The organism is Crenothrix polyspora (genome assembly GCF_900163755.1).
GTDB classification, from domain to species: domain Bacteria; phylum Pseudomonadota; class Gammaproteobacteria; order Methylococcales; family Methylomonadaceae; genus Crenothrix; species Crenothrix polyspora.
The window spans coordinates 1-21,368 of sequence record NZ_FUKI01000110.1 but is presented as its reverse complement, the minus strand read 5'-3'; the positions used below and the strand labels follow the sequence as shown (position 1 = coordinate 21,368).

Genomic DNA, 21,368 nt, shown 5'->3' with positions numbered 1-21,368 from the left:
GCTGGATGATGGTTTACATGCACTTACTTCAGCTACGTGTGGTGGCAACATAGCTGGTTCAGGTGTAACTCGCTCTATTATCAATGTACCGACAGGAGTGACATGTAATTTTTAATAGTGCAACGGAATGCATGCACGATATATCCATGAGTTTTTTTACTTCGTTAGTGTAGCCACCCAGTCCAAAACAGACTACAGATATTTTCAGTCATGAAGGTTAGAGGGTAATAATTATGAATCAAGAAGATAATAGGACTGAACACAGTGATGGTCAGTTTGAAAAGACAGGACAAGAATGGATATGCGGTTTTTGGCAAAGAATTATTGCAAATTGGATTGACATGGCTTTCCTTGGCCTGATTGGATTTGGTTCAGGTTATTTTCTTGAAGCTTATTTTGTAAAGATAGGTGTTTGGGGACGCTTAATCGGTTTCTGTGTTGCAATAATTTACTTTGGGGTAATGAATAGTACGATTTTCAATGGACAGACGCTAGGTAAAAAAGCGCTAAAATTGAGGGTAGTAAATATTGATAATAACCCTATAAGCCTTATTAGATCATTAGGCCGATATTGTATTCTTGGTATACCTTATTTTTTGAATGGCGCTTCATTTTCGAATGAGAATATATCCCCGTTCTGGGGACATGTTTTGTCTCTTATTATTTGGGCTGTTATTTGTGGTGGATTTTTCTCTATCATTTATCTCTATGTATTCAATCGAATTACTCGGCAATCATTACATGACTTAGTATTTGGCACTTACGTTGTAAACGTTGGAATCAAAGAGAAAAATATTGCTAATGTATGGAAGCCCCACTTGATTGTTGTAGGTGTATTTTTTATTGCAGTGCTTATAGTACCCTTAGTTAAATCAAATTTTTCTCAGCAAGAACCATTAGTGGGATTAAAAAATAGTCAAGAAACCTTGATGAAAAATCCATTAGTAAATCATGTGTCTGTATTGGTAGGAAAAACCACTTCATCTTCGATAAAAAAAGGCGATACAGTAACCACATTTGTAAAAGCACAAATATTTTTAAAGGAAAACCAAGTTTTAAATAAAGCACTGGCGCGTGAATTAGCAGGCACTTTAGCAAATTCTTACCCTCAGACTATGGAAAAGGATATTGCTTTAATAGAGTTAATTTACGCTTATGATATAGGTATTTTTAAAAAGTGGTTTTCATATAAATACACGTTCAAACCATAACATTAATTAACACTAGGAGTTACGCATTAACGGATATTGAAAAATATTTCATTCAAAATACCCATAACTATGCAAATGCCTTCGCCGAACGGATATAGTCAGTTGAAAACGGCACCTTAATAATTTATAAGCTATTGATTTAATAAGTAACAATAATATTATTTTCATCGTATTTAGACTAAATCCGAAATTAGCGAAGGTATTGCCAGTTAAAAAATGTGATTAAGTCACAGTTTTTTAGTTACCAGGCCACAGTTTTATCCTCTGCGTTTACATAAACTGTAATCGTCATTTGAAGCTTACCATCAATGACTAACTGACGGTAAATTAACAAACCCTTTGAGGATAGGACAATGCGTAAAATAATAATCAACACAGTAATGATGTTAGCAATAGCAAGTAGCGCAAACGTAAAGGCAGCTATTTCATTAACGGATAATCAAGCAGGCAATGCTACAGTTAAGCCTGTAGTAGCCAAACCCATAGTAAAGCCTATAATAATTAAATCTTTTATAGGTACATCTACAATAGTAAGTACAGATTTTTGGCCTCCATTTGTTATTGTTCCTACAAGGATAGATGCCAGTACACCAAATCCGAGGGAAACATTTCTTAATGCTATCAGAGGTGGTGTTCAGTCCGTTGAGCTATGTAATGTAAATATTAATCTCACAGGCATCATCAATCTTGAGCTTCATTCTAATCAATCCATTACGGCAGCGGCAGGTTGTGAGCGAAGCCTTAGCAATAAAGGATCTAGCATTTATGTTACTGATAAACGCGAAGGAGGTGTTCCACTTTTTCTGATCAGTGAAAATAATGTAAAAATTTCTGGATTCCGACTTTATGGTCCAAATCGTGGTATTGGTGCAGGAGGTAATAACAGAGAAACGGGTATTAAAATTGAACCTAAAGATAATGATCCAACCTTACCTGGCAATGCTATGGATCAGCAGTTAAAAGGTATTGAAATATCAAATATGGAACTTTATTACTGGAGCGGTGCAGCTGTTAATGTTATTGACAACAATAATGTTTACCCGCAAGGTAGATTGACATTTGCTAATGCTTCTGGAGTTACGATCAAACAAAACTATATTCATCACAACCGCCATTATGCCGGTTTTGGTTATGGTGTCAGCGTAGGTAAAGGAGCTTATGCCTTTATTCAAGGAAATGTATTTGACGAAAATCGTCACGCTATTGCGGGCGAGAGTCATAGTGACGATGGCATTGATTTTTCAGGCTACATATTGCGTGATAACCTAGTATTATCAAGTGGTGGTTTACATTGTACGGAAAAAAAGATTGCCGGTAAAACTATTGTTATCTTTGCCGCTTGTTGGCAAACTCACCAAATTGATATGCATGGAGATGAGAGTACGCTGCTCGGTGGTGAACATTGTTGTGGAACTGCTGGCGGAAAAATGGTAATCGAACAAAATACTATTTTGTATCATGGTGGTTGGGGAAGTACGTTGGGTTTTAAGGATTGGGAGAATGGATATGCAATAAAAATACGCGGCAATCCAAAAGAAAGCGTAACTGTTGATGCAAATGTTTTTTTTCATGGCGATGAGATGCATGCGATTAAACAAAACGGCGATAGAAATTTATTAGTAACTCCAAATAATGTTTATGGTGTTAATCCATCAGAACCCAAAAACCTAGTTCAGTGTGATTTTGATGGTGATGGACGCCAAGATGATTTTATGGCTACAGGCATTACTTGGTGGGCACGTTCTGCCGTCAATCAACAATGGCGTTACCTCAACACAAAAACTGAAAAGCCTGGTTCATTAATAATTAAAGACTTTGATGGTGATGGAAAATGCGACGTAGCACTTAAGCCACGTAACCCAACACTTTCACCTCAAAAATATGCCAAAAATGGTATTGGTGATTGGACAAATTTAATTGTACTTCGATAAGCTTACATTGTAGAAACAACTAACTAATGTAGGTGCTCAAAAAAACTAACCGCTCATCTTTTACTTTATCAAAGAATGGGTGGTTAGTTTTCAAATAGTTTGACAAGCTCACCACGAACGGATTAATCTTCATCTATCCTAGATAAATGGGTGGCCAAATTTTTCTTGGGGCGTTAAATGAAAAAACTTTTCATTTTATGGGCAATATTAACTTTTGCCAGTTTAGGACAAGTCAATGCCGCCCTTAAACAGCACTCAGTATCAACTGAAACTTTGTTACGCCAAGGTAGTAGTTTACAAAGTGCAGGTTATTATTTAGATGCCCAAACCGCCTACAAAGCCGCTCTAATCCAAGCAGAACAACAGCACGATTTTACAGGCCAGGCCTTAGCCAAAAGCGCATTAGGGTACAGCACTTATTTATTGCACCGGCCAGAACAAGCCCAACCTATCTTAGAACAGTCAATGGCGCTGGCTAAGCGAATTAAAAACAATGACCTAATCACGATTATCAAATACTACAGTGGTTTAATAGCCCAAAGCCGAAACCTTACCCCACAAGCGCAAGTTTATTTACAACAGGCTTTAACTGAAGCAACCCAGGTACATAATGTTGAATTAATGGTACGTTGCTATCTAGCACTTGCCCAAATATCGCAAAGCCTTACTGAGTTCAAACAACATCAACAACGTGCATTAAGCAATATTAATCAACTAGAACCCTCAGCCATAACGGGCGAATTACGTCTGATGCTGGCTGAACAATGGTTGGAACACCCGTTATTGGCCGCGCTAACCCTTCACAATGGCGCAGACTATCAACGCCTTGCTACACTTTACCAGCAATTGACTCTTGCGTTTGCACAGCTACCCGCAGAACATCACCGCTCTATTGCTCAATACTACGGCCTATTAGGGCGGGTCTACGAAAGTCAGCAGCGTACTACAGAAGCCTTAACGCTGACCCAAACCGCACTTGAGCATTTGCAAACCATCAACGCGGATGATTTAAAGGTATTTTATAACTGGCAAGCCGCACGCCTGTACACGACACTGCAACAACGTGATGCGGCAATAGACAGCTATCGCCGAGCCATCAGCGCTATGCAAAACATTCGCCAAGACATACCTGTTACTTATCAAAACGGTAAATCGTCTTTTTTACAAGTCTTTGGGCCGTTGTATCGCGGTGCTATCACCTTATTGTTACAACAATCCACTGCCAAAGAAACAGAATCTAACAAACTCTTACTGGAAGAAGTTATCGGCTTAATGGAGCGTCTTAAACAAACAGAATTAGAGGATTTTTTCAAGGATCGTTGTTTGTTGACCGATATTCAAGTTAATGCAAAACAGCCGCAAGGCGATAAAACGGCGGTGTTTTATCCTATTATCCTTACTGATCGAATTGAAGTATTGCTGAATATTGGTGATCGTTTATATCAACATACAGTTAACGTTACTGGTGACCATCTGGATAGTACAATCAGAGCATTCGTTAGGTATTTACGTGAAGGTCAAGAAGATCAGCAAGCAGCCCAACAGCTTTATGCGTGGTTAATTAAACCGTTGGAACAACAGTTAAAAGACTATGCCATTGATACCTTGGTTTATATTCCTGATGGTTCGTTACGCTTATTACCCTTAGGCTCTTTACACGATGGGCAGCACTATGTCATCGAAAATTATGCAATTACCACAACGCCCAGTTTAGCCGCAGCCAGTGCCAGGGTAAAAACCTTGGCCAACAAAACCTTGCTGGTGGGTTTAAGCCAACCTGGCCCTGATGTGGTCGCACAACTACCGGAAAAGTTATTGACGCAACTTAGAGGTGAAGCGCTTGTTGATCGTGGTTTAAGCCACCTCAATAAGTCAGTTACCGTGCGCTCAGTCGCGGCAAGATTACGTAACGCTGTAAGCCCTGCTTCTTTAATGCCTAGCACCAGAAACGTGCAAGAGATTATGCAAAGTTTGGCATTACCGGGTGTTAAAATCGAAATAGACACGTTAGCCGCCAATCTGCCAAGCCAAGTGATGTTTAACCAGAACTACACCTTAAAAAACTTTGACAGTGCAGTTAAACAGTCGAATTACGGCGTGGTGCATATTGCATCACACGGTTTTTTTGGTAGCAGTTCTGACGACAGCTTTATCATGACTTACGATAAATTGTTGGGCATTGACCATTTGGAAACCTTGCTGAAAGATCGTAGCCTTGCACATCCCATTGATTTGTTGGTGCTAAGCGCCTGCCAAACCGCCGAAGGTGATGACCGCGCACCATTGGGGTTATCTGGGATAGCCTTGAAAGCCAAAGCCAAAAATGCTTTGGGTTCGTTATGGCCGATCAGTGATGATGCGGCGGTTAAGCTCATGCAGACGTTTTACGATGGTTTTATGCAACAGGGCTTGACCAAAGCCAAAGCATTACAACAAGCACAATTACAGTTACTTCAGGATAAGGAATTCTCACATCCATTTTATTGGGCACCGTTTATTTTGGTGGGTAATGGTGGGTAATTTTAGTTACAACCTCTTAACTCATAAAGCTTACAAGCAGGCAACGTATGAAGACAATCGCTATCATCACCGTTGGTATTAGCTGTGTTATCACTGTAACACCTTGTTCAGCAGAGGTGATTACCGATGGTTCAGTTGGTGCAAAACTGAATTTACAAGGCCCCAACTTTCACATTGGTCAAGATTTGGGTGCGTTAAAAGGTAATAACTTGTTTCATAGTTTCGATCGCTTTAATTTAAACCAGTCACAAAGTGCTACTTTTACTGGTAACAGCGCCATCAAAAATGTTATCAGCCGTGTGACAGGAGGGCAGTTGTCTAATATTGACGGCACGTTAAAATCGGAAGTGGGTAAGGCGGCATTTTATTTTATAAATCCAGCTGGCATTGTTTTCGGTGAAAATGCCCAGGTAGATGTGCCGGGGGCGTTTTATGCCAGTACCGCTGGCAAACTGCAATTTGCCGATGGCGCAAAATTTAGCGCTCTAAAACCACATGGCAACACCTTAAGTATGGCTGCACCGGAAGCGTTTGGTTTTTTGGGTAAGCAAACGGGTAATATTAAATATAACGGGGCAGGTGATATCAACGAATTCGGTGAGTTATCTGGCGCTTTGGTATTTACTTCGGGAGCTACAGTGCAATTAAGTGCTGCCAATATTAATATAAATAATGCGATATTTAGCAATAAAGCAATATTTAGCGACAGCGGCAAAGGCACAGATTTGCAACTGGCGGCTGTCGGCAATACTAACCAAACAATTGGTGTTACAACATTACCCAACCATGCTTTACATGGCAACATTTCCTTAAATAATACAATATTAGATGCTTCTGGTCACGGTAAAGGGCGAATTACGATACGTGCAGAAAATTTAAATGCAGTGAATAGTAGTCAAGTTATCGTCGATAATTTGAGTGATAAAGCTATGCAACCAGGACAAGGCATCAATATTAATGTAATTAAAGCAACGATAAATAACTCGGAAATTGGAGGTGATAAGTTAAGTTTAGGAGATACTGGAAATATTATGGTTAATACCAATAATGAACTAACTATGATCAATGGCGGTAAAATTTCTTCTGTAACTATAAACAAAAGTAATGCGGGTAATATCGATATTAAGGCCGGTACATTAAAAATAATTGGCCCAGAAACTGGCATCTACTCATCTAACCCTCTTAGCTCCGGTGGTGGTAAATCAGGAAATATTAAAATTGAAGCCCTGCACGAATTGGCAATAACCAACGATGGAATTATTCAATCGGATACCGAGGGTAACGCTAATGCGGGATCTATAGATGTTAAAGCGGGTGAGGTGCTAATCGATGGACAAAATTCGGAAACCCCCGCAACTGTCACAGGCATTAATTCTCTTTCTAATTCCGTTGGTGATGTTGGTGCTGTAAAAGTTACTGTCCAAAATGGATTAGCATTAATTAATGGTGGCGTAATTTCGTCTGACACTAATGGCAAAGGTAATGCTGGTCGCATAGATGTTAAAGCCGGTACGATAAAAATCGATGGAAAAGACAAACATTTCGCAGGTATTTCCGCAAAAACTGGCCTTGATTCCAGAGGCAATGCTGGCGATATAGTAGTCACAGCCACAAACGATCTGGTGATAACCAAGGGTGGAGAAATTTCGTCGGATACCTTCGCCAACGGTCATGCGGGTAGAGTAGATGTTAAGGCGGGATCAATACGAATCGATGGGCAAGGTACAGAGTATTTCACAGGCATTTCCTCCGATGCTAACGATTCCAACGGCAATGCCGGTGCAGTAAAAGTTTTTGCTAAAAACGAACTGGCGATAAATAATGGTGGGCAGGTTTCTTCAACCACTTATACCAGAGGTGATGCGGGGGAAGTAAATGTTAATGCTGGAACTATACTGATTAATGATAGTAAAAATTCAATTTTTGATACGGGTATCTTATCGGCTTCGAAACTAGACGGTACAGGCAATCCAGGCGCTGTAAAAGTTACGGCAATAAAAATGTTATTCATGAATAAAGGCCAAATTTCTATTAGTTCAGCTAACTTTGCTGATAATCCTCTACAAAAGCATTTAAAGCTAATTGTTGCTGCACCCTATATAGAACTTAGCAATAACAGTAAAATTACTGCTGAATCACTCGGCAATATTCCCACCAACCCTATTCAAATCAACACATCACGGCTGAGTTTAAATAATAGTTCAATTAAAACTTCTGCCAATCAAGGTAACGGCGGATCAATAACCATTAACGCCAAAGATTGGGCACGATTGCATAATAGCCAAATTACCACATCGGTAGCCAGTAAAGAAAAAGGCAACGGCGGCGACATTACTATAAATTCAGATGTATTGGTAATGGATACGGGGTTTATCCAAGCTAATACCAATGCAACAAAAGCCAGTGGCGGCAAGATTAATTTAAACACCAAACAATTGGTTGCCAGTAGTGCCAATCTTCAAACAGGTGTTAATACACCATTACAGTTTATAGCCAATTCTGGTAATAACGTCATTCAGGCCGCTGCACCAGATGGTGTTAACGGCAATATAACCATTAATGCCCCACAGCTTAATATCGTTGGCGCTTTGGCTAGTCTAAATACTCCCCAGCTTGATCTGAGTCGTGTCGGCCATGACCCTTGTTCCAACACCGCACGGCAAAGTACCATTAAAAAATTGGGCAAAGGTGGTATACCACTATTTAATAAAGGGCAGGATGGTTACACCATAGACCGCTTACTGGCCAAAACACCAAACAAAAACGCGCAAGCAAAACATCCCTCTCAGTTAGCCACGGCAGATAATGATTGTCTACCTAGACAAAACGCTAGAATTAAGATATAAGGTAGATGTCCGATTTCTATGTAAATTTTTTACCTTTTTGAGATACTGCGTAAAGTAAACCTGCTTTTTTGGTATATTTCAGGTGTATTCTTAAAAACAACCAGAAATAAGAGGCTACAATGGCAATATTATTTAATCCAAATACTAACCCCAAGATTTGGTATTTGTTTGAGGGTTTATTGATAACTGTATTTTTTTGTTCCCCTGCCATAAGTGCAACAATTGTTAAACCCGTTTATAAAATAAAGTTGAACGACACGGGTATCATTACGTGTTCAAACCTCACCAAAAAAAACTTACCTTGCCCACAAAAAACCAACCCAGGCCAGGATGCACAATACGGGCGCGATAAAACCGCCAATAACAATTCAGATGGCCATGCCGGATTTAGCTTTACCAAAATTAGCAGTACCGGCAAGGTGTTACTGGCTAGTGCCAAGACATGGAACTGTGTAAAAGATAACGTAACCGGCCTGATGTGGGAAGGCAAAACCAATGATGGCCGCTTGCACGATATGGACTGGACTTACAGTTGGTATGAACCAAACAACAAAATTAATGGTGGTTTTGCAGGTATCCAAAACGGCGGTCTATGTAGCACTAAGAAGGATTGCGACACTTACGCTTATGTTAAAGCAGTCAACAAAGCGGGTTGGTGTGGCCATAAGGATTGGCGTATGCCCACTGTAGAGGAATTATCTAGCCTTACTTCGTTCAATCGTGAGGAACCAGCTCTGGATATTACCTATTTCCCTGAAACCAATATTGACATTTTTTGGTCGTCTACCCCTTACTTCGTCTCCTTCTTCTCCTTTAATAACTACGCGTGGTACGTCAATTTCTTTCGCGGCCACGAGAATTATCAGATTAATGCCTATGATTATCAAATTCGGTTAGTACGTAACGGACAATGATTTTGTTAACGTTAACCTATTTAGTGGGTTACTAAAACCGATTGTTGCAAGAAACAGCAAATGCCATTCCTCCTCTTTTTTAGCCAGTAAACTGGAGTAAAGTTATGCTCAAAGCCAGTCAAATAACCAAACTGATATGCCTGTTGGCGCTACTGCCACCCGTTGGCAATGCTCAACAAAATTGTAAGACGGGTAGCATTACCGCTACCACGCCAACCAGCCGGTTTACCCGTTATAGCAACGGTACTGTGTTGGATAAATACACCGGCCTGATGTGGAAAATTTGCAGAGAAGGTCAGAAGTGGAATGCACTTAGCCATGCCTGCGACTTTAATGCAGACATCTACACTTGGCATCAAGCCTTGCGGGCGGTGGAAGCACTCAATATTAAGGGTGGGTTTGCCAACTATAAAGATTGGCGCGTACCCAACATTAAGGAATTACGCACGCTTATTGAAAGACAATGCAATCCGCCTATTAATCTGCAAGTGTTTCCAGGTGGGAGCGACTATACCTCATGGACATCATCCCCATATTTCTTCGATGGCCAGTTCATGTGGTATGTCAGTTTCGATAATGGTAGAAATGCTTTGATCGATAAAGACAGCAAACTTTCAATTAGATTGGTGCGCGACGGACAGTAATTTTACGCTTGATTTTTTGCTACATTAAGTTTGCTGTTACATTGCCAACTGGTTCTTAAAAAACGGGAAACAAGGAGTTTACAATGATAATATTTTTTAATCCAAACTCAATTGGGTATTTATGTGCTGGTTTATTGATAGCTGCCCTCTTTATTTCGCCAGCCATAAGCACCGCCGCTGTTAAGCCCGCGCCCAAACCCGTTTATAAAATAAAGCTAAACGACACGGGTATCGACACCTGTTCAGACCTCTCCGAGAGTAATCTACCTTGTCCACAAAAAGCCTACCCAGGCCAGGATGCACAATTCGGACGCGATAAAACCGCCAATAAAAACTCAGATGGCCATGCTGGCTTTAGCTTTACCAAAATGAGCAGTACCGGAAAAGCGTTAGCCGCCAACGCACTTGTATGGAGCTGTGTAAAAGACAATGTAACCGGTCTACTATGGGAAATTAAAACCAATGATGGCGGTTTGCACGACAAGGATTGGACTTACAGTTGGTATGAACCCAACAAAAAAATTAATGGCGGCAACGCAGGTAGCCAAAATGCAGGTCTATGCGGGACAAAAACGGGATGTAATACTTACGCTTATGTTAAAGCCGTTAATAAAGTGGGCTGGTGTGGGTTTAAGGATTGGCGTCTACCCACTGTGGAAGAACTGTTCAACCTTACCTCATTGGATCGTGACAACCCTGCTGTGGATACAGACTATTTTCCTGAAGATCATTTCAGTTTTTGGTCATCTACCACGGAGTCTAGCGATATTACAGGTAATAAAGCTACTTCGGCTTGGTATGTCAATTTTAATACCTCTTTTTCTCATGTCAGCTATTACAACAAGATGATAGGCTCTGACTCTAAGAGTAATGAGTATATTCGCGTTCGATTAGTACGTGGTGGACAGTAATTTTTTTTGCTAATGCGGCGAATCTACAGCTCTGAAAGATTTGTAGACACTGACACTTAATGAGTGACCAGGACATCGCCATTTATCAATGATCTATTAAACTTGGAGTATCACTGTGTCAAAACTCAGCCAAACAATTATTTTACCCTGCATGTTGGTAATGTTGCCACTGATGGGCAATGCTCAAACGTGTAACCCAAATATTACTGCCACCACTCCAACCAGCCGGTTTACCCGTTATAGTAACGGAACAGTGTTAGATACGTACACTGGCTTAATGTGGAAAGCATGTTTAGAAGACCAGCAGTGGGATGCTATCAAGCGTGTTTGTAAACTATATAGAGGGGGAGGCCGTTGGCGGGAAGTATTGCAACACGTACAAACACTCAACATAAATGGCGGTTTTGCCAAATACAAGGACTGGCGAATCCCCAATATTAAGGAGCTCTTCACGCTTATTGAATGGCAATGCATCTCTCCAGCAATAAATTTGCAAGTGTTTCCATTTGGCGCTGATTATAACGAATTTTGGTCGTCATCCACGTATACCACTAATGGCTTCGATGGTGATCGTGCTTGGGTTATAAATTTTTGGCGTCCCACAGTGTCTGATCACGCTAAGGATCACGGAAGATCGCTTTGGTTAGTTCGCGGTGGGCAGTGATTTTGTACTTGGTTTTGCTTTCATTATTGCCAACCTCAACATAACCATTCGCAACAGCAAACGTTAAAGAACAACGAAGGGTAAAGCCATGCCTAAAAAAGTTGTAACAATAGTGGTATTACCTGTTTTGTGGCTAATAGTTTCCATTTGTGAAGCACGCAACAACCCCTCCAGCCGACCAAGCGAACAAAAACAAACCTTACCCGAATTTACCCCAGAAGCCCCACAACCGTTTGTACTACCTCCCGTTGATGAAACACCTTCGCATGCAACTCAAAACACCGGAATTAAAGTAATACTTAACCAAATTGTATTTTCCGGTAACAGCGTATTTGATGAGGCCAAACTTCAAAACATCGCCAAACCCTTTTTACACCGCGCTATTGATGTCGGCGAACTGGAAGAACTACGCTATCGCCTGACCCAACATTACATAAAAAACGGCTATGTGAATTCCGGTGCGGTCATCCCTACACAAACCTTCAAAAATGGCCTTCTCAACATACAATTGATAGAGGGCAAATTAACGGCCATCAATATAGAGGGTAATGGTTGGCTACACCCAGACTACATTCGATGGCGCCTAATGGATGATAAGCCCTTCAATAGCCAAACATTCCAAGATCGCTACTTACAGCTGTTAAACGATCCCCTTATTGAATACCTTAACGGCAACCTTAAACCCTTACCAGAATTAGGCCAAAGCGCACTTGATCTGCATGTCACCCGCGCTCGACCTTATCAACTGGCGTTACACTTGAACAATTACAACCCACCCAGTATTGGCGCAGAGCAACTGCAAGCCGAAGCCTGGGTTAGAAACCTGACCCGCTGGGGCGATAAATTTGATTTTCGTTTTGACACCAGCAAAGGTTCAGCTGTTTACGCAGGCGGGATGTCAATACCACTCAATGCTTATGGCACATTGTTTGATTTCCACTTTGAAACAGGCAAATCATCAATCGTAGAAGAGCCCTTAAACAAAGCCAATATCGGCAGCCATGTTACTAATTTCAGTTGGACACTCAGCTATCCTGTTTACCAAACGGCTGAACAAAATCTTATTTTGGGCGTCAATTTGTCCAGTCGGTTTAATCAAACAAGTTTACTAGATCAGGATTGTTTTAAATTTAACAAAGCACCTTGCAAAAACACCACCGTGGCCTTGCGGTTTTTTCAAGATTACAGTGGCCGTTTTGAACACCATGTGTTTGCTGCACGCTCCACTTTCAGCATGGGTTTAGATGCGTTAGGCTCTACTTTACAAAGTGCTTCAAAAGGCCCAGATAGCCGTTATTTTGCCTGGCTAGGTCAAGTTCAACATGCTTGGAAAGTGATGGATAATGGCGCACAACTCCGTTTACGGGGTAATTTACAACTCAGCAACCAAGCCGTGTTGTCACAAGAAAAAATCGCTGTGGGTGGTGTGTATAGCGTGCGCGGTTACCGTGAAAATGAATTGGTACGTGATAATGGCTATAGCACAAGTATCGAATTCCATTATCCGTTATGGGACACGCAAGGCAGTTATCCTAACGCATTAACAATATTCCCGTTTATGGACTACGGCGCGGCATGGAATGACCGTGATAACGCTGATTACCTTCATTCACTGGGAATTGGTTTAAGTTGGCAAGGTTTAAAACATATTAAAGCCGATTTTTTCTACGCCCATGATCTTAATAAAGCTGCGCCGCAAAATTCGCACGACCTCCAAGACGACAGTATATTTTTTAATGTGTCTACGTTTGCGTTTTAACGCGGTAGTTCTTTACAACGATGCCGTGTTCCTGAATATACCTTTGTATCCATGTTATACAGGGCTCAGTGAAATACAGATTCAAAACGAACGGAAGCACTGCTCAATGCCATCAAGTCCGTACAGCGCTTATTACCTGTGTTACGGTTGTTTTTTGAGAATGAAGTAAAACTTGGGGAACTGGATGAAAATCAGGCATAAAAAAAGCCCTACATTTTCATGCAAGGCTTTAATTTACTTGGTAGGCGCGATTGGACTCGAACCAACGACCCCCACCATGTCAAGGTGGTGCTCTAACCAACTGAGCTACGTGCCTAAAATTCTAACTCTCTACCAATGCGAGCATTATACTCATACAATAACATTATGCAAGTTTAAGATTTTTTTGTCGGTTCTTTTCTTAATTTCACACAACAACTGCGTATCTTGTCACAAAATACCTAATACTCATGGCTGGCTCATTTTGCTGCCTTTAAAGCAGGCGTTTCGATCTTAACTGTGACAGCGCGCTTATTCAACGGACAATTACGACAATACAATTTTTTTGATAGTCTCAACCCAATCATCACCGCTGTTCAAACTTTCTACCAATTGAATTTTTTGACCGCCGTGTTTATGAAAAATCTCTTGATATTCGATACCAATTTCGTACAAAGTTTCCAAACAATCTGCGGTAAATGCCGGCGAAAAAACCAGTATATTTTTAGCGCCTTTTACTGCCAACTCTTCAATAACTTTATCAGAAAAAGGCGTTAACCATTTATTATTTAAACGACTTTGAAAGCTCAGTGTGTATTTATCCTGCGCTATCCCCAGTTTTTCAACTAGCGCTTTGGTAGTTTGGTAACACGCGGCTTTGTAGCAGTAATAATTGCTTTCAGTTAGAACGTCCTCACAGTGATGATGTTTACACAAAACACCGTCGTTATAGACTTTATCGACTTGTCTTTCGGGTAAGCCGTGGTAACTAAAGACAATATGATCGTATTGCTTAAGATCGTATTGTTTGGCTCTATTGACGATGCAATTGATAAAATCCGCGTTATCAAAATATTGCGACACCATTTTAATTTCCGGAATCACCCACCACTGACTCACAATTTCCATAAAGCGTTGCAAGGCACTGCCGGTGCTGCTTGAAGCATACTGCGGAAATAACGGAAACACAATAATTTTATGATAACCTTGCTGATGTATACGCTCTAACACAACATCCATACTGGGATTTTTATAGCGCATGGCCATTTCCACTGTAATATCATCGCCCACAGCTGCCTGTAATTTTTTTTGCAATGCCAAGGTATTCATTAACAAAGGCGAGCCAGTTTCTTTATCCCAAATAGCGTTATACAGCTTAGATGAATTACCCGCACGAAACGGCACAATAATACAATTAACTAAAATTTTTCTAGCCAACCAAGGAATATCAATAACCCTAGGATCATTAAGAAATTGCCCTAAATATCGTCCTACTTGCCACCGGCTTGGGCTATCAGGCGTACCTAAATTTAATAACAGTAAGACGGTTTTTTGTTTCATTGCTTGCCTTTTCTATAAAATAGGGAGAGAGGTTTTACTGAAATTATACTAGTACATCAAATCATATAAAAACAGGATAATAAAAATCTTCAAATCATGAATGAAACGCTGTTGTGTACTACATCAAGTTAATATTTAAATCCTGTTGATTTACAATTTGGTGTACTAGAACAATAAGGTTTTAAGGAAAAAGCGCAGAACTACCTCAAAGTACACCGCACCAGCACTAACTGAGCGTCGGTAATGTTAAATTGTCGAATACGGGGTGGTAGGTATCACAGCCTTGCTTGCAGGGTTAACTGCCGTCCAATACCCTGGGCATGTAAACAAATATCATAATCCGGTAACGGTAAAAATCCCGCACCTTTGCTAGGCCACTCGATAAAGCACAGATTCTTTTGCCCAAAATAATCGTTAATCCCTATCCATTCCAACTCTTCAGGATCAGCTAACCGGTATAAATCAAAATGAAATATTTTTTGCACGCCAAGACTGTATTCCTCTACTAGCGTATAGGTTGGACTTTTAATTGCCCCTAAAAAACCAGCTGCACGTAAAAATCCCCGCACTAAAGTGGTTTTTCCTGCACCCAAATCACCGTGTAAAAAAACGACCGCTGTTGCTGGCAACAAATGCCATAACGCAGCACCAAATTGCTCAGTGTCTTCTGAGCTGGCAAGATATTTTTCCATTACGCCACCAACTGGCTTAAATAAGGCAACAAGTCACTGGCGAGTAGACCTCTTTCGCCGGTGTGCTGTGCAGCTTTATCACCCGCCAAGCCATGTAAATACACGCCTTGCTGAGCCGCCTCTTTAGGCGATAAACCTTGTGCCAGCAAACCTGCAATCACCCCCGCTAACACATCGCCCATACCGCCAGAAGCCATGCCCGGATTACCGGTATTAGCCACGGCAATAATTTCTGAGGCAATCAACGTACCTGAGCCTTTTAACACAGCAATACCGTCATAGCGCATTTGTATTGCTGACACCGCAGCAAACCTATCGTGTTCGATATCACTGGTTGAAACATGCAATAGCCGCGCTGCTTCGCCTGGATGCGGCGTTAAAATCCAATCTGGATTTTTAATACGCGCATTCGCCAAAAAATGTAACGCATCAGCATCTATAACCAAGGGTATTTTGGCATTCAACGGATTAACCGCATGGCTGGCATTAATCACCGCAATAAACAAATCTTTTGCCCAGGCAGTCAATCCTAAACCCGGTCCGACAAGCACCACACTGGCTTTGGTTATTAATCGTAATAATTGATCAGGATTTTCCACCCCATAACACATCAACTCAGGTCGACCCAGATTTATCATGCCTGCGTGTGCGGTGTGTGTTGCAATACTCACCAGACCTGCCCCGATACGTAATGCCGCCTCTCCTGCCAACCTGACCGCGCCAGAATAACCCTGATCACCGCCAATCACTAACACATGGCCATAATGGCCTTTATGTGAATAATGCTGTCTTGGTGCTAGCGACAATCTTTCGACGCGACATATTGTAGCGGGGATGTCAGTAAAAACCGCATCGGCAACACCTAACGCATCATAGACAATACTGCCACAATAATCGGCCGCTTGTCCGCTAAACTGGCCTTGTTTTAAGCCAATAAAAGTCACTGTACAATCAGCAACTACCGCACAACCCATTACACAACCGGTATCGGCATGTAACCCAGAAGGTATATCAACAGCAATAACAGGGCTGTCAGTATGATTAATAAACGCAATCGCTTGCGCCATTATACCGGTCACCGGCTTATACAAACCCGTGCCTAATAACGCATCGACAATAACATCCATCTGCGCCATTACCGATGGTTCCGGCACAAAAGTCTCAACCCGACCCAATACCTCGTGGTACAGTTGGTACGCTGCCAACGCATCGCCTTTTAAGTGTTCCGTAGCAATAACACTGTACACGATGACAGACAAACCCGCTTGCAGCGCCAGTGTCGCAACAATATAACCATCACCGGCATTATTGCCAGCGCCACAAAAAATCGCTATCTGGACAGCATCAGGCCATCTTTCTCGCAACTGCTGAAACACCGCATTGCCTGCACGTATCATTAATTCTAAGCCAGAAACATCTTGTACTTGGATGGCAAGGCACTCAAGTGCTTTAATTTGAGAAACATTAAACAACGCAGTCGGTAATTTTGCCATGACCAAAATGTAAAATAGGTGTTTTCTTTAAAAATAGTGGCTAGCAACTTAAAACGGGACAACTTTAAATAAAACCGTTCGTGGTGAGCTTGTCGAACCATGAGCCACAAGTCCTTCGACAAGCTCAGGACAAACGGATATCCCGTCATAAAGTTGGTAGCTAAAATAGTGACGCGTTGCTATGTGTAGAAACCTAACTTGCCTGTAGTTGCATTTCTTTAGCGTCACCTACCGACCACAATTTTTCCAACTGATAAAAATCCCGCGACTGAACGGTCATGGCATGCACAATAATATCGCCCAAATCCAGCAGCACCCACCCAGAGCCTAATCCACCTTCTAAGCCCAACGGTTTATGACCATTTTCTTTGCTTTTGTCAGATACGTACTCACACAAAGCATGTAAATGACGTTCCGACGTACCCGTTACCACCACCATATAATCGGTAAAATTGGATTTTTTGATCACATCCAAGGTGATAATATTTTGGCCTTTGTGTTCATCTAATACGCTCTGAACTATCTTTAATAACGCGGCTGTTTGCATGTATATTCCTAATAATAAAACTAATTTATTTGATAAAGTTGGTTTTGTTTTATAGTCGTAATGACTACATCGGGCAACAAAAAGCCCGGATTTTTTCCCTCTGCAATACAACGGCGTATTGCTGTCGCAGAAATATCTAATTGCGTAACGGACTGAAATAACAGCTTACCGGCTTTGTGTGCTGCCAAGATTTGTTTTTGCGTGGTTAATCGCGTGGCAAAAAAATCATCCAATGCCTGTATAACAAAGCCTGGGCGGGTTAATACCACAATATGCGCGTAAGTGAATAAATCTTGCCAGCAATGCCAACTGGTCAATGTATTGAAGGCATCGCTGCCCATGAATAACACCAAGGATTGCTGCGGAAAATCGTGTCGTAAAGACTGTAGCGTATCAATCATATACGACTGCCCTACCCGCTTTAATTCACGGTCATCGGCCACCAAGCCCGTTTGATTGCTGATGGCAAGCTCCAGCATCTGTAAGCGCAATGCCGCAGATGCCAGCGGTTGCAGTCGGTGTGGCGGCTGGGCACTGGGAATTAACCTGACTTGCGTTAAGTTGAAAATTTCCTTAACTTCCAGTGCCGAACGTAAATGGCCATAATGGATAGGGTCAAACGTACCACCAAAAATACCGATCATTTACTGGCGGATATGACCGTCACCTAGCACCACAAATTTGAGCGACGTTAAGCCTTGCAAACCCACAGGGCCACGCGCGTGTAACTTATCGGTACTGATGCCGATTTCTGCACCCAGCCCGTATTCAAAACCATCGGCAAAACGCGTCGAAGCATTCACCATGACCGAACTGGAATCCACTTCCCTTAAAAAGCGCCGTGCCAGCGTGTAGTTTTCCGTCACAATGGCTTCGGTGTGGGCAGAACTGTATTGATGGATATGTTCCATTGCCGCATCAATATCTTTGACGATGCGAATAGACAAAATCGGTGCCAGATATTCAGTACGCCAATCGTCCTCGAAAGCTCGGCTGCATTGGGGAATAAGACTACAGGTTTTGATACAGCCGCGCAGCTCCACGCCTTTATCCAGATATATCTTGGCCAATAACGGCAGCACTTTTGGCGCAATGCCTTCGGCGACCAACAAGGTTTCCATGGCATTGCAAACACCGTAGCGGTGGGTTTTGGCGTTATCGGCAATGGCAACCGCTTTGTTAATATCGGCGCTGTCATCGATGTACACATGGCATATACCGTCCAGGTGTTTAATGACTGAAATAGTGGCATCGTTAGAGATGCGTTCAATCAGGCTTTTACCACCACGCGGCACGATAATATCCACGTATTCCTTCATGGTAATCAATTCACCGACTGCTGCACGATCAGCGGTTGCGACACATTGCACGGTATCTTCCGGCAAATCAGCCAGTATTAATCCTTGAGTAATGCACGCAGCAATGGCTTGATTGGAATACAAAGCTTCCGAACCGCCACGCAAAATACAGGCGTTGCCCGATTTAAGACACAACGCTGCCGCATCGACGGTGACATTCGGGCGTGATTCGTAAATAATGCCGATAACACCCAACGGCACACGCATCTGGCCCACCTGAATGCCACTGGGTCGATAACGCAAATCGGTAATTTCGCCGACCGGATCAGGTAACGCGGCAACTTGCTTTAAGCCGTCTATCATGGCTTGTATGGCTTTGGGCGATAGCGTTAATCTATCCAGTGCTGCGCTATCAAGATTATTTTGTCGGCTGATTTGCAGATCACGTTCATTTTCGCTGATGAGCATAGCTTGATTGTTTTCGATAGCTTCAGCTATTTTCAACAAGGCGAGATTCTTTTTGCCGGATTCGGCTTTACTGATAATGCGGCTAGCGGCTCTGGCTCGCTGACCGAGGTCTTGCATATATTCTTTGATGTCCACTTAACTCACACACAGGCGTTAATTTTAATGGTTGATTATAGCTAAAAATCAATATCATAACCACTGACAAACCTAAACACGGTAACACGATGTTAGCCACTGTATTTCGAAACTGCGCTAAATGTTTAAAATTGTACGCTTTTAGCGTACAATTTACCTCATGATATTTATTGAGCTTCCTATTTTTACACATTGTGCTGAAACTCTCTTTTCAGATGAAGACTTACGTGGCTTTCAAAATACTATCCTTGAAAATCCGTTAGTTGGAATGGTAATTCCAGGCAGTAAAGGTCTTCGTAAGTTACGTGTGCCACTAACTGGACGTGGTAAACGTGGTGGAGCAAGGGTTATTTATTACCATTGGCATAGCAAAGAATGTTGTTACTTGGTTTATGCTTATGCTAAAAATGAAGCCAGTGATCTTACTCAAGATCAGTTAAAACAACTTGCTGCTGTTATAGAAGCGGAGATTCGTCATGAATGACAAACAGTTTAATGAGCTACTAGAAAGTGTTCGTGACATGGGACGACACATGCGCGGTGAAAAAGTTGATGGACTACGTATTCGAGAAATTCCTGAACCAGATGTTAAAGCTATCCGTGAACAAACCGGTTTGTCACAAACCCGTTTTGCCTACCTGATTGGTGTCAAACTAAAAACCCTGCAAAATTGGGAACAACGGCGTGTGCGCCCTACCGGTCCTGCTAGAGCATTACTGAAAATTGTGGAAGCTAATCCCCAAGCTCTTTTGGTATTGCATAGTTAATTTAACGGTATTGACTTATCAATTACAAAAGCATGTCGCCAATTTATGCGACCTGACTGTCAAGCGTTAAAAATTTTTACACTTTTAAACTAATAACAAACTGCGATTTTATTCGGTTATTAGTGCATTACAACAAAAAAATACCCAATTTATACCAAAACTACACGGCGATCATGTCAAAATAATATACACAAACAATTTGATAAATAAAAAAATAATAATGTAAATAAAATTTACAATTTATTTTTTCAGAAATAATTTTTGCAAATAATCCATTGAAAAAGTTACAGTTGCTTTTGATACGATTGAATGGGAATCTGGCGCTGATCTTGATCCTGAATTTGTTTACGCTAAATGTAAAAAGCTTTCAGCCGTGTAGGTTCTGTGTGGACAATGTATTTATACCTCAAAGTTGTTTGAATATCCGGTAAAAATCCTTCTTTTTCAATCCCGCTTGTTCTGCCATACTTTTGATAAGCGTTTGTGAAAAAGGGGCTTTAGGGCAATCGACCGTCACTTTATACAACCTGCCATTTTCGACTTTTACCCATTGTTCATGCGATGTGCCTTTTGTGGGCCTGGCAACAAAACCAAGGTAGGCGAGAATAGCTTTAACATCTTTACAGGTAAGCGGTGGATATTCCCCACTCATGCTGGAATCAGCGGTAACATTTCATCAAAAACACGTTCTGCACTGTGCAATAGCGCAATTTTTAACTTAATAAAATGATATTTAAGCCAGGTAGAAAACGGTGCGTGTCTTGATAACAATTGCGCTGCATAAAACTTATCTTCTCCAACCAAGGCATCATAAACATAATCAGCAATCATGGCTTCCAGCTTGATTTTAGCTTCTTCAAAAGAATCACCTTGCGCAGCCAGATTAAAATTAAGGCAAACAGCAACCCAACAATCGCCTTCCTGTTCAGCGTAGCATTTTACAATGAGTTGTTCTGGGGTCATGGGAGTGTATCCACTTTATATTACTGATGGCCAATCATCCTTCGATAAACTCAGGACGAACGGTAG

19 protein-coding genes and 1 tRNA gene are annotated in these 21,368 nt (G+C 41.5%); 11 read left to right on the top strand and 9 right to left on the bottom strand.

Annotated elements, in window-relative coordinates; genetic code table 11:
* Positions 1-233 precede the first annotated feature (233 nt).
* The 9 genes from CRENPOLYSF2_RS08955 to CRENPOLYSF2_RS08915 all read left to right on the top strand — a co-directional run bounded on the left by CRENPOLYSF2_RS08955 (position 234) and on the right by CRENPOLYSF2_RS08915 (position 13,400).
* Entirely contained in the window at positions 234-1,211 is a 978-nt protein-coding gene (locus CRENPOLYSF2_RS08955; RefSeq protein ID WP_087143612.1) for an RDD family protein, read from the top strand.
* A 353-nt stretch (positions 1,212-1,564) separates the two neighbouring features.
* A complete protein-coding gene (locus CRENPOLYSF2_RS08950) occupies positions 1,565-3,142 on the top strand; it encodes a right-handed parallel beta-helix repeat-containing protein (RefSeq protein WP_087143611.1) in 1,578 nt (525 codons plus the stop codon).
* 177 nt (positions 3,143-3,319) lie between these two features.
* A complete protein-coding gene (locus CRENPOLYSF2_RS08945) occupies positions 3,320-5,662 on the top strand; it encodes a CHAT domain-containing protein (protein WP_087143610.1) in 2,343 nt (780 codons plus the stop codon).
* 47 nt (positions 5,663-5,709) lie between these two features.
* Positions 5,710-8,508: a two-partner secretion domain-containing protein gene (locus tag CRENPOLYSF2_RS08940; protein WP_087143609.1), complete on the top strand. Its 2,799-nt coding sequence runs from the start codon at positions 5,710-5,712 to the stop codon at positions 8,506-8,508.
* 119 nt (positions 8,509-8,627) lie between these two features.
* Positions 8,628-9,422, top strand: coding sequence for an Lcl C-terminal domain-containing protein (locus CRENPOLYSF2_RS08935; RefSeq protein WP_087143608.1), 795 nt, complete (start codon positions 8,628-8,630; stop codon positions 9,420-9,422).
* A gap of 104 nt (positions 9,423-9,526) precedes the next feature.
* The gene (locus CRENPOLYSF2_RS08930; RefSeq protein ID WP_087143607.1) at positions 9,527-10,066 is read left to right on the top strand and encodes an Lcl C-terminal domain-containing protein; all 540 of its coding nucleotides are present in this window, start codon (positions 9,527-9,529) and stop codon (positions 10,064-10,066) included.
* Positions 10,067-10,149: 83 nt separating this feature from the next.
* The gene (locus CRENPOLYSF2_RS08925; protein ID WP_087143606.1) at positions 10,150-10,977 is read left to right on the top strand and encodes an Lcl C-terminal domain-containing protein; all 828 of its coding nucleotides are present in this window, start codon (positions 10,150-10,152) and stop codon (positions 10,975-10,977) included.
* 115 nt (positions 10,978-11,092) lie between these two features.
* A complete protein-coding gene (locus CRENPOLYSF2_RS08920) occupies positions 11,093-11,641 on the top strand; it encodes an Lcl C-terminal domain-containing protein (RefSeq protein WP_087143605.1) in 549 nt (182 codons plus the stop codon).
* Between the two features lie 88 nt (positions 11,642-11,729).
* Positions 11,730-13,400: a ShlB/FhaC/HecB family hemolysin secretion/activation protein gene (locus CRENPOLYSF2_RS08915; RefSeq protein WP_087143604.1), complete on the top strand. Its 1,671-nt coding sequence runs from the start codon at positions 11,730-11,732 to the stop codon at positions 13,398-13,400.
* Positions 13,401-13,639: 239 nt separating this feature from the next.
* On the opposite strand, the gene CRENPOLYSF2_RS08910 is transcribed toward CRENPOLYSF2_RS08915, so the two are convergent.
* The 7 genes from CRENPOLYSF2_RS08910 to CRENPOLYSF2_RS08880 all read right to left on the bottom strand — a co-directional run bounded on the left by CRENPOLYSF2_RS08910 (position 13,640) and on the right by CRENPOLYSF2_RS08880 (position 19,554).
* Positions 13,640-13,716 (bottom strand) — tRNA-Val (locus CRENPOLYSF2_RS08910).
* 209 nt (positions 13,717-13,925) lie between these two features.
* Positions 13,926-14,939 (bottom strand): ferrochelatase, encoded by a 1,014-nt coding sequence (hemH, locus tag CRENPOLYSF2_RS08905; protein WP_087143603.1) that lies wholly within the window; start codon positions 14,937-14,939, stop codon positions 13,926-13,928.
* Positions 14,940-15,214: 275 nt separating this feature from the next.
* Entirely contained in the window at positions 15,215-15,631 is a 417-nt protein-coding gene (gene tsaE, locus CRENPOLYSF2_RS08900) for a tRNA (adenosine(37)-N6)-threonylcarbamoyltransferase complex ATPase subunit type 1 TsaE (RefSeq protein WP_087143602.1), read from the bottom strand.
* Positions 15,631-17,124, bottom strand: a complete 1,494-nt coding sequence (locus tag CRENPOLYSF2_RS08895) for an NAD(P)H-hydrate dehydratase (RefSeq protein ID WP_087143601.1) — start codon at positions 17,122-17,124, stop codon at positions 15,631-15,633. Before CRENPOLYSF2_RS08895 ends, tsaE begins: the two co-directional genes overlap by 1 nt.
* Before the next feature lie 193 nt (positions 17,125-17,317).
* Positions 17,318-17,671: a ribosome silencing factor gene (rsfS, locus tag CRENPOLYSF2_RS08890; RefSeq protein ID WP_087143600.1), complete on the bottom strand. Its 354-nt coding sequence runs from the start codon at positions 17,669-17,671 to the stop codon at positions 17,318-17,320.
* A 20-nt stretch (positions 17,672-17,691) separates the two neighbouring features.
* A complete protein-coding gene (gene nadD, locus CRENPOLYSF2_RS08885) occupies positions 17,692-18,315 on the bottom strand; it encodes a nicotinate-nucleotide adenylyltransferase (protein ID WP_087143599.1) in 624 nt (207 codons plus the stop codon).
* Positions 18,316-19,554: a glutamate-5-semialdehyde dehydrogenase gene (locus CRENPOLYSF2_RS08880; protein WP_176371074.1), complete on the bottom strand. Its 1,239-nt coding sequence runs from the start codon at positions 19,552-19,554 to the stop codon at positions 18,316-18,318.
* 178 nt (positions 19,555-19,732) lie between these two features.
* On the opposite strand from CRENPOLYSF2_RS08880, the gene CRENPOLYSF2_RS08875 reads away from it, so the two are divergent.
* Positions 19,733-20,056, top strand: coding sequence for a type II toxin-antitoxin system RelE/ParE family toxin (locus tag CRENPOLYSF2_RS08875; protein WP_087143597.1), 324 nt, complete (start codon positions 19,733-19,735; stop codon positions 20,054-20,056).
* On the top strand, positions 20,049-20,339 hold the full coding sequence (locus tag CRENPOLYSF2_RS08870) for a helix-turn-helix domain-containing protein (RefSeq protein ID WP_087143596.1): 291 nt from the start codon (positions 20,049-20,051) through the stop codon (positions 20,337-20,339). Before CRENPOLYSF2_RS08875 ends, CRENPOLYSF2_RS08870 begins: the two co-directional genes overlap by 8 nt.
* 406 nt (positions 20,340-20,745) lie before the next feature.
* Here CRENPOLYSF2_RS08870 and CRENPOLYSF2_RS08865 read toward each other — a convergent pair whose 3' ends face one another.
* Together CRENPOLYSF2_RS08865 and CRENPOLYSF2_RS08860 are read right to left on the bottom strand one after the other, a co-directional pair.
* Positions 20,746-20,991, bottom strand: coding sequence for a type II toxin-antitoxin system HicA family toxin (locus CRENPOLYSF2_RS08865; RefSeq protein ID WP_087143595.1), 246 nt, complete (start codon positions 20,989-20,991; stop codon positions 20,746-20,748).
* Positions 20,988-21,302, bottom strand: coding sequence for a DUF1902 domain-containing protein (locus tag CRENPOLYSF2_RS08860; protein WP_087143594.1), 315 nt, complete (start codon positions 21,300-21,302; stop codon positions 20,988-20,990). Before CRENPOLYSF2_RS08860 ends, CRENPOLYSF2_RS08865 begins: the two co-directional genes overlap by 4 nt.
* Between the last annotated feature and the right edge of the window lie 66 nt (positions 21,303-21,368).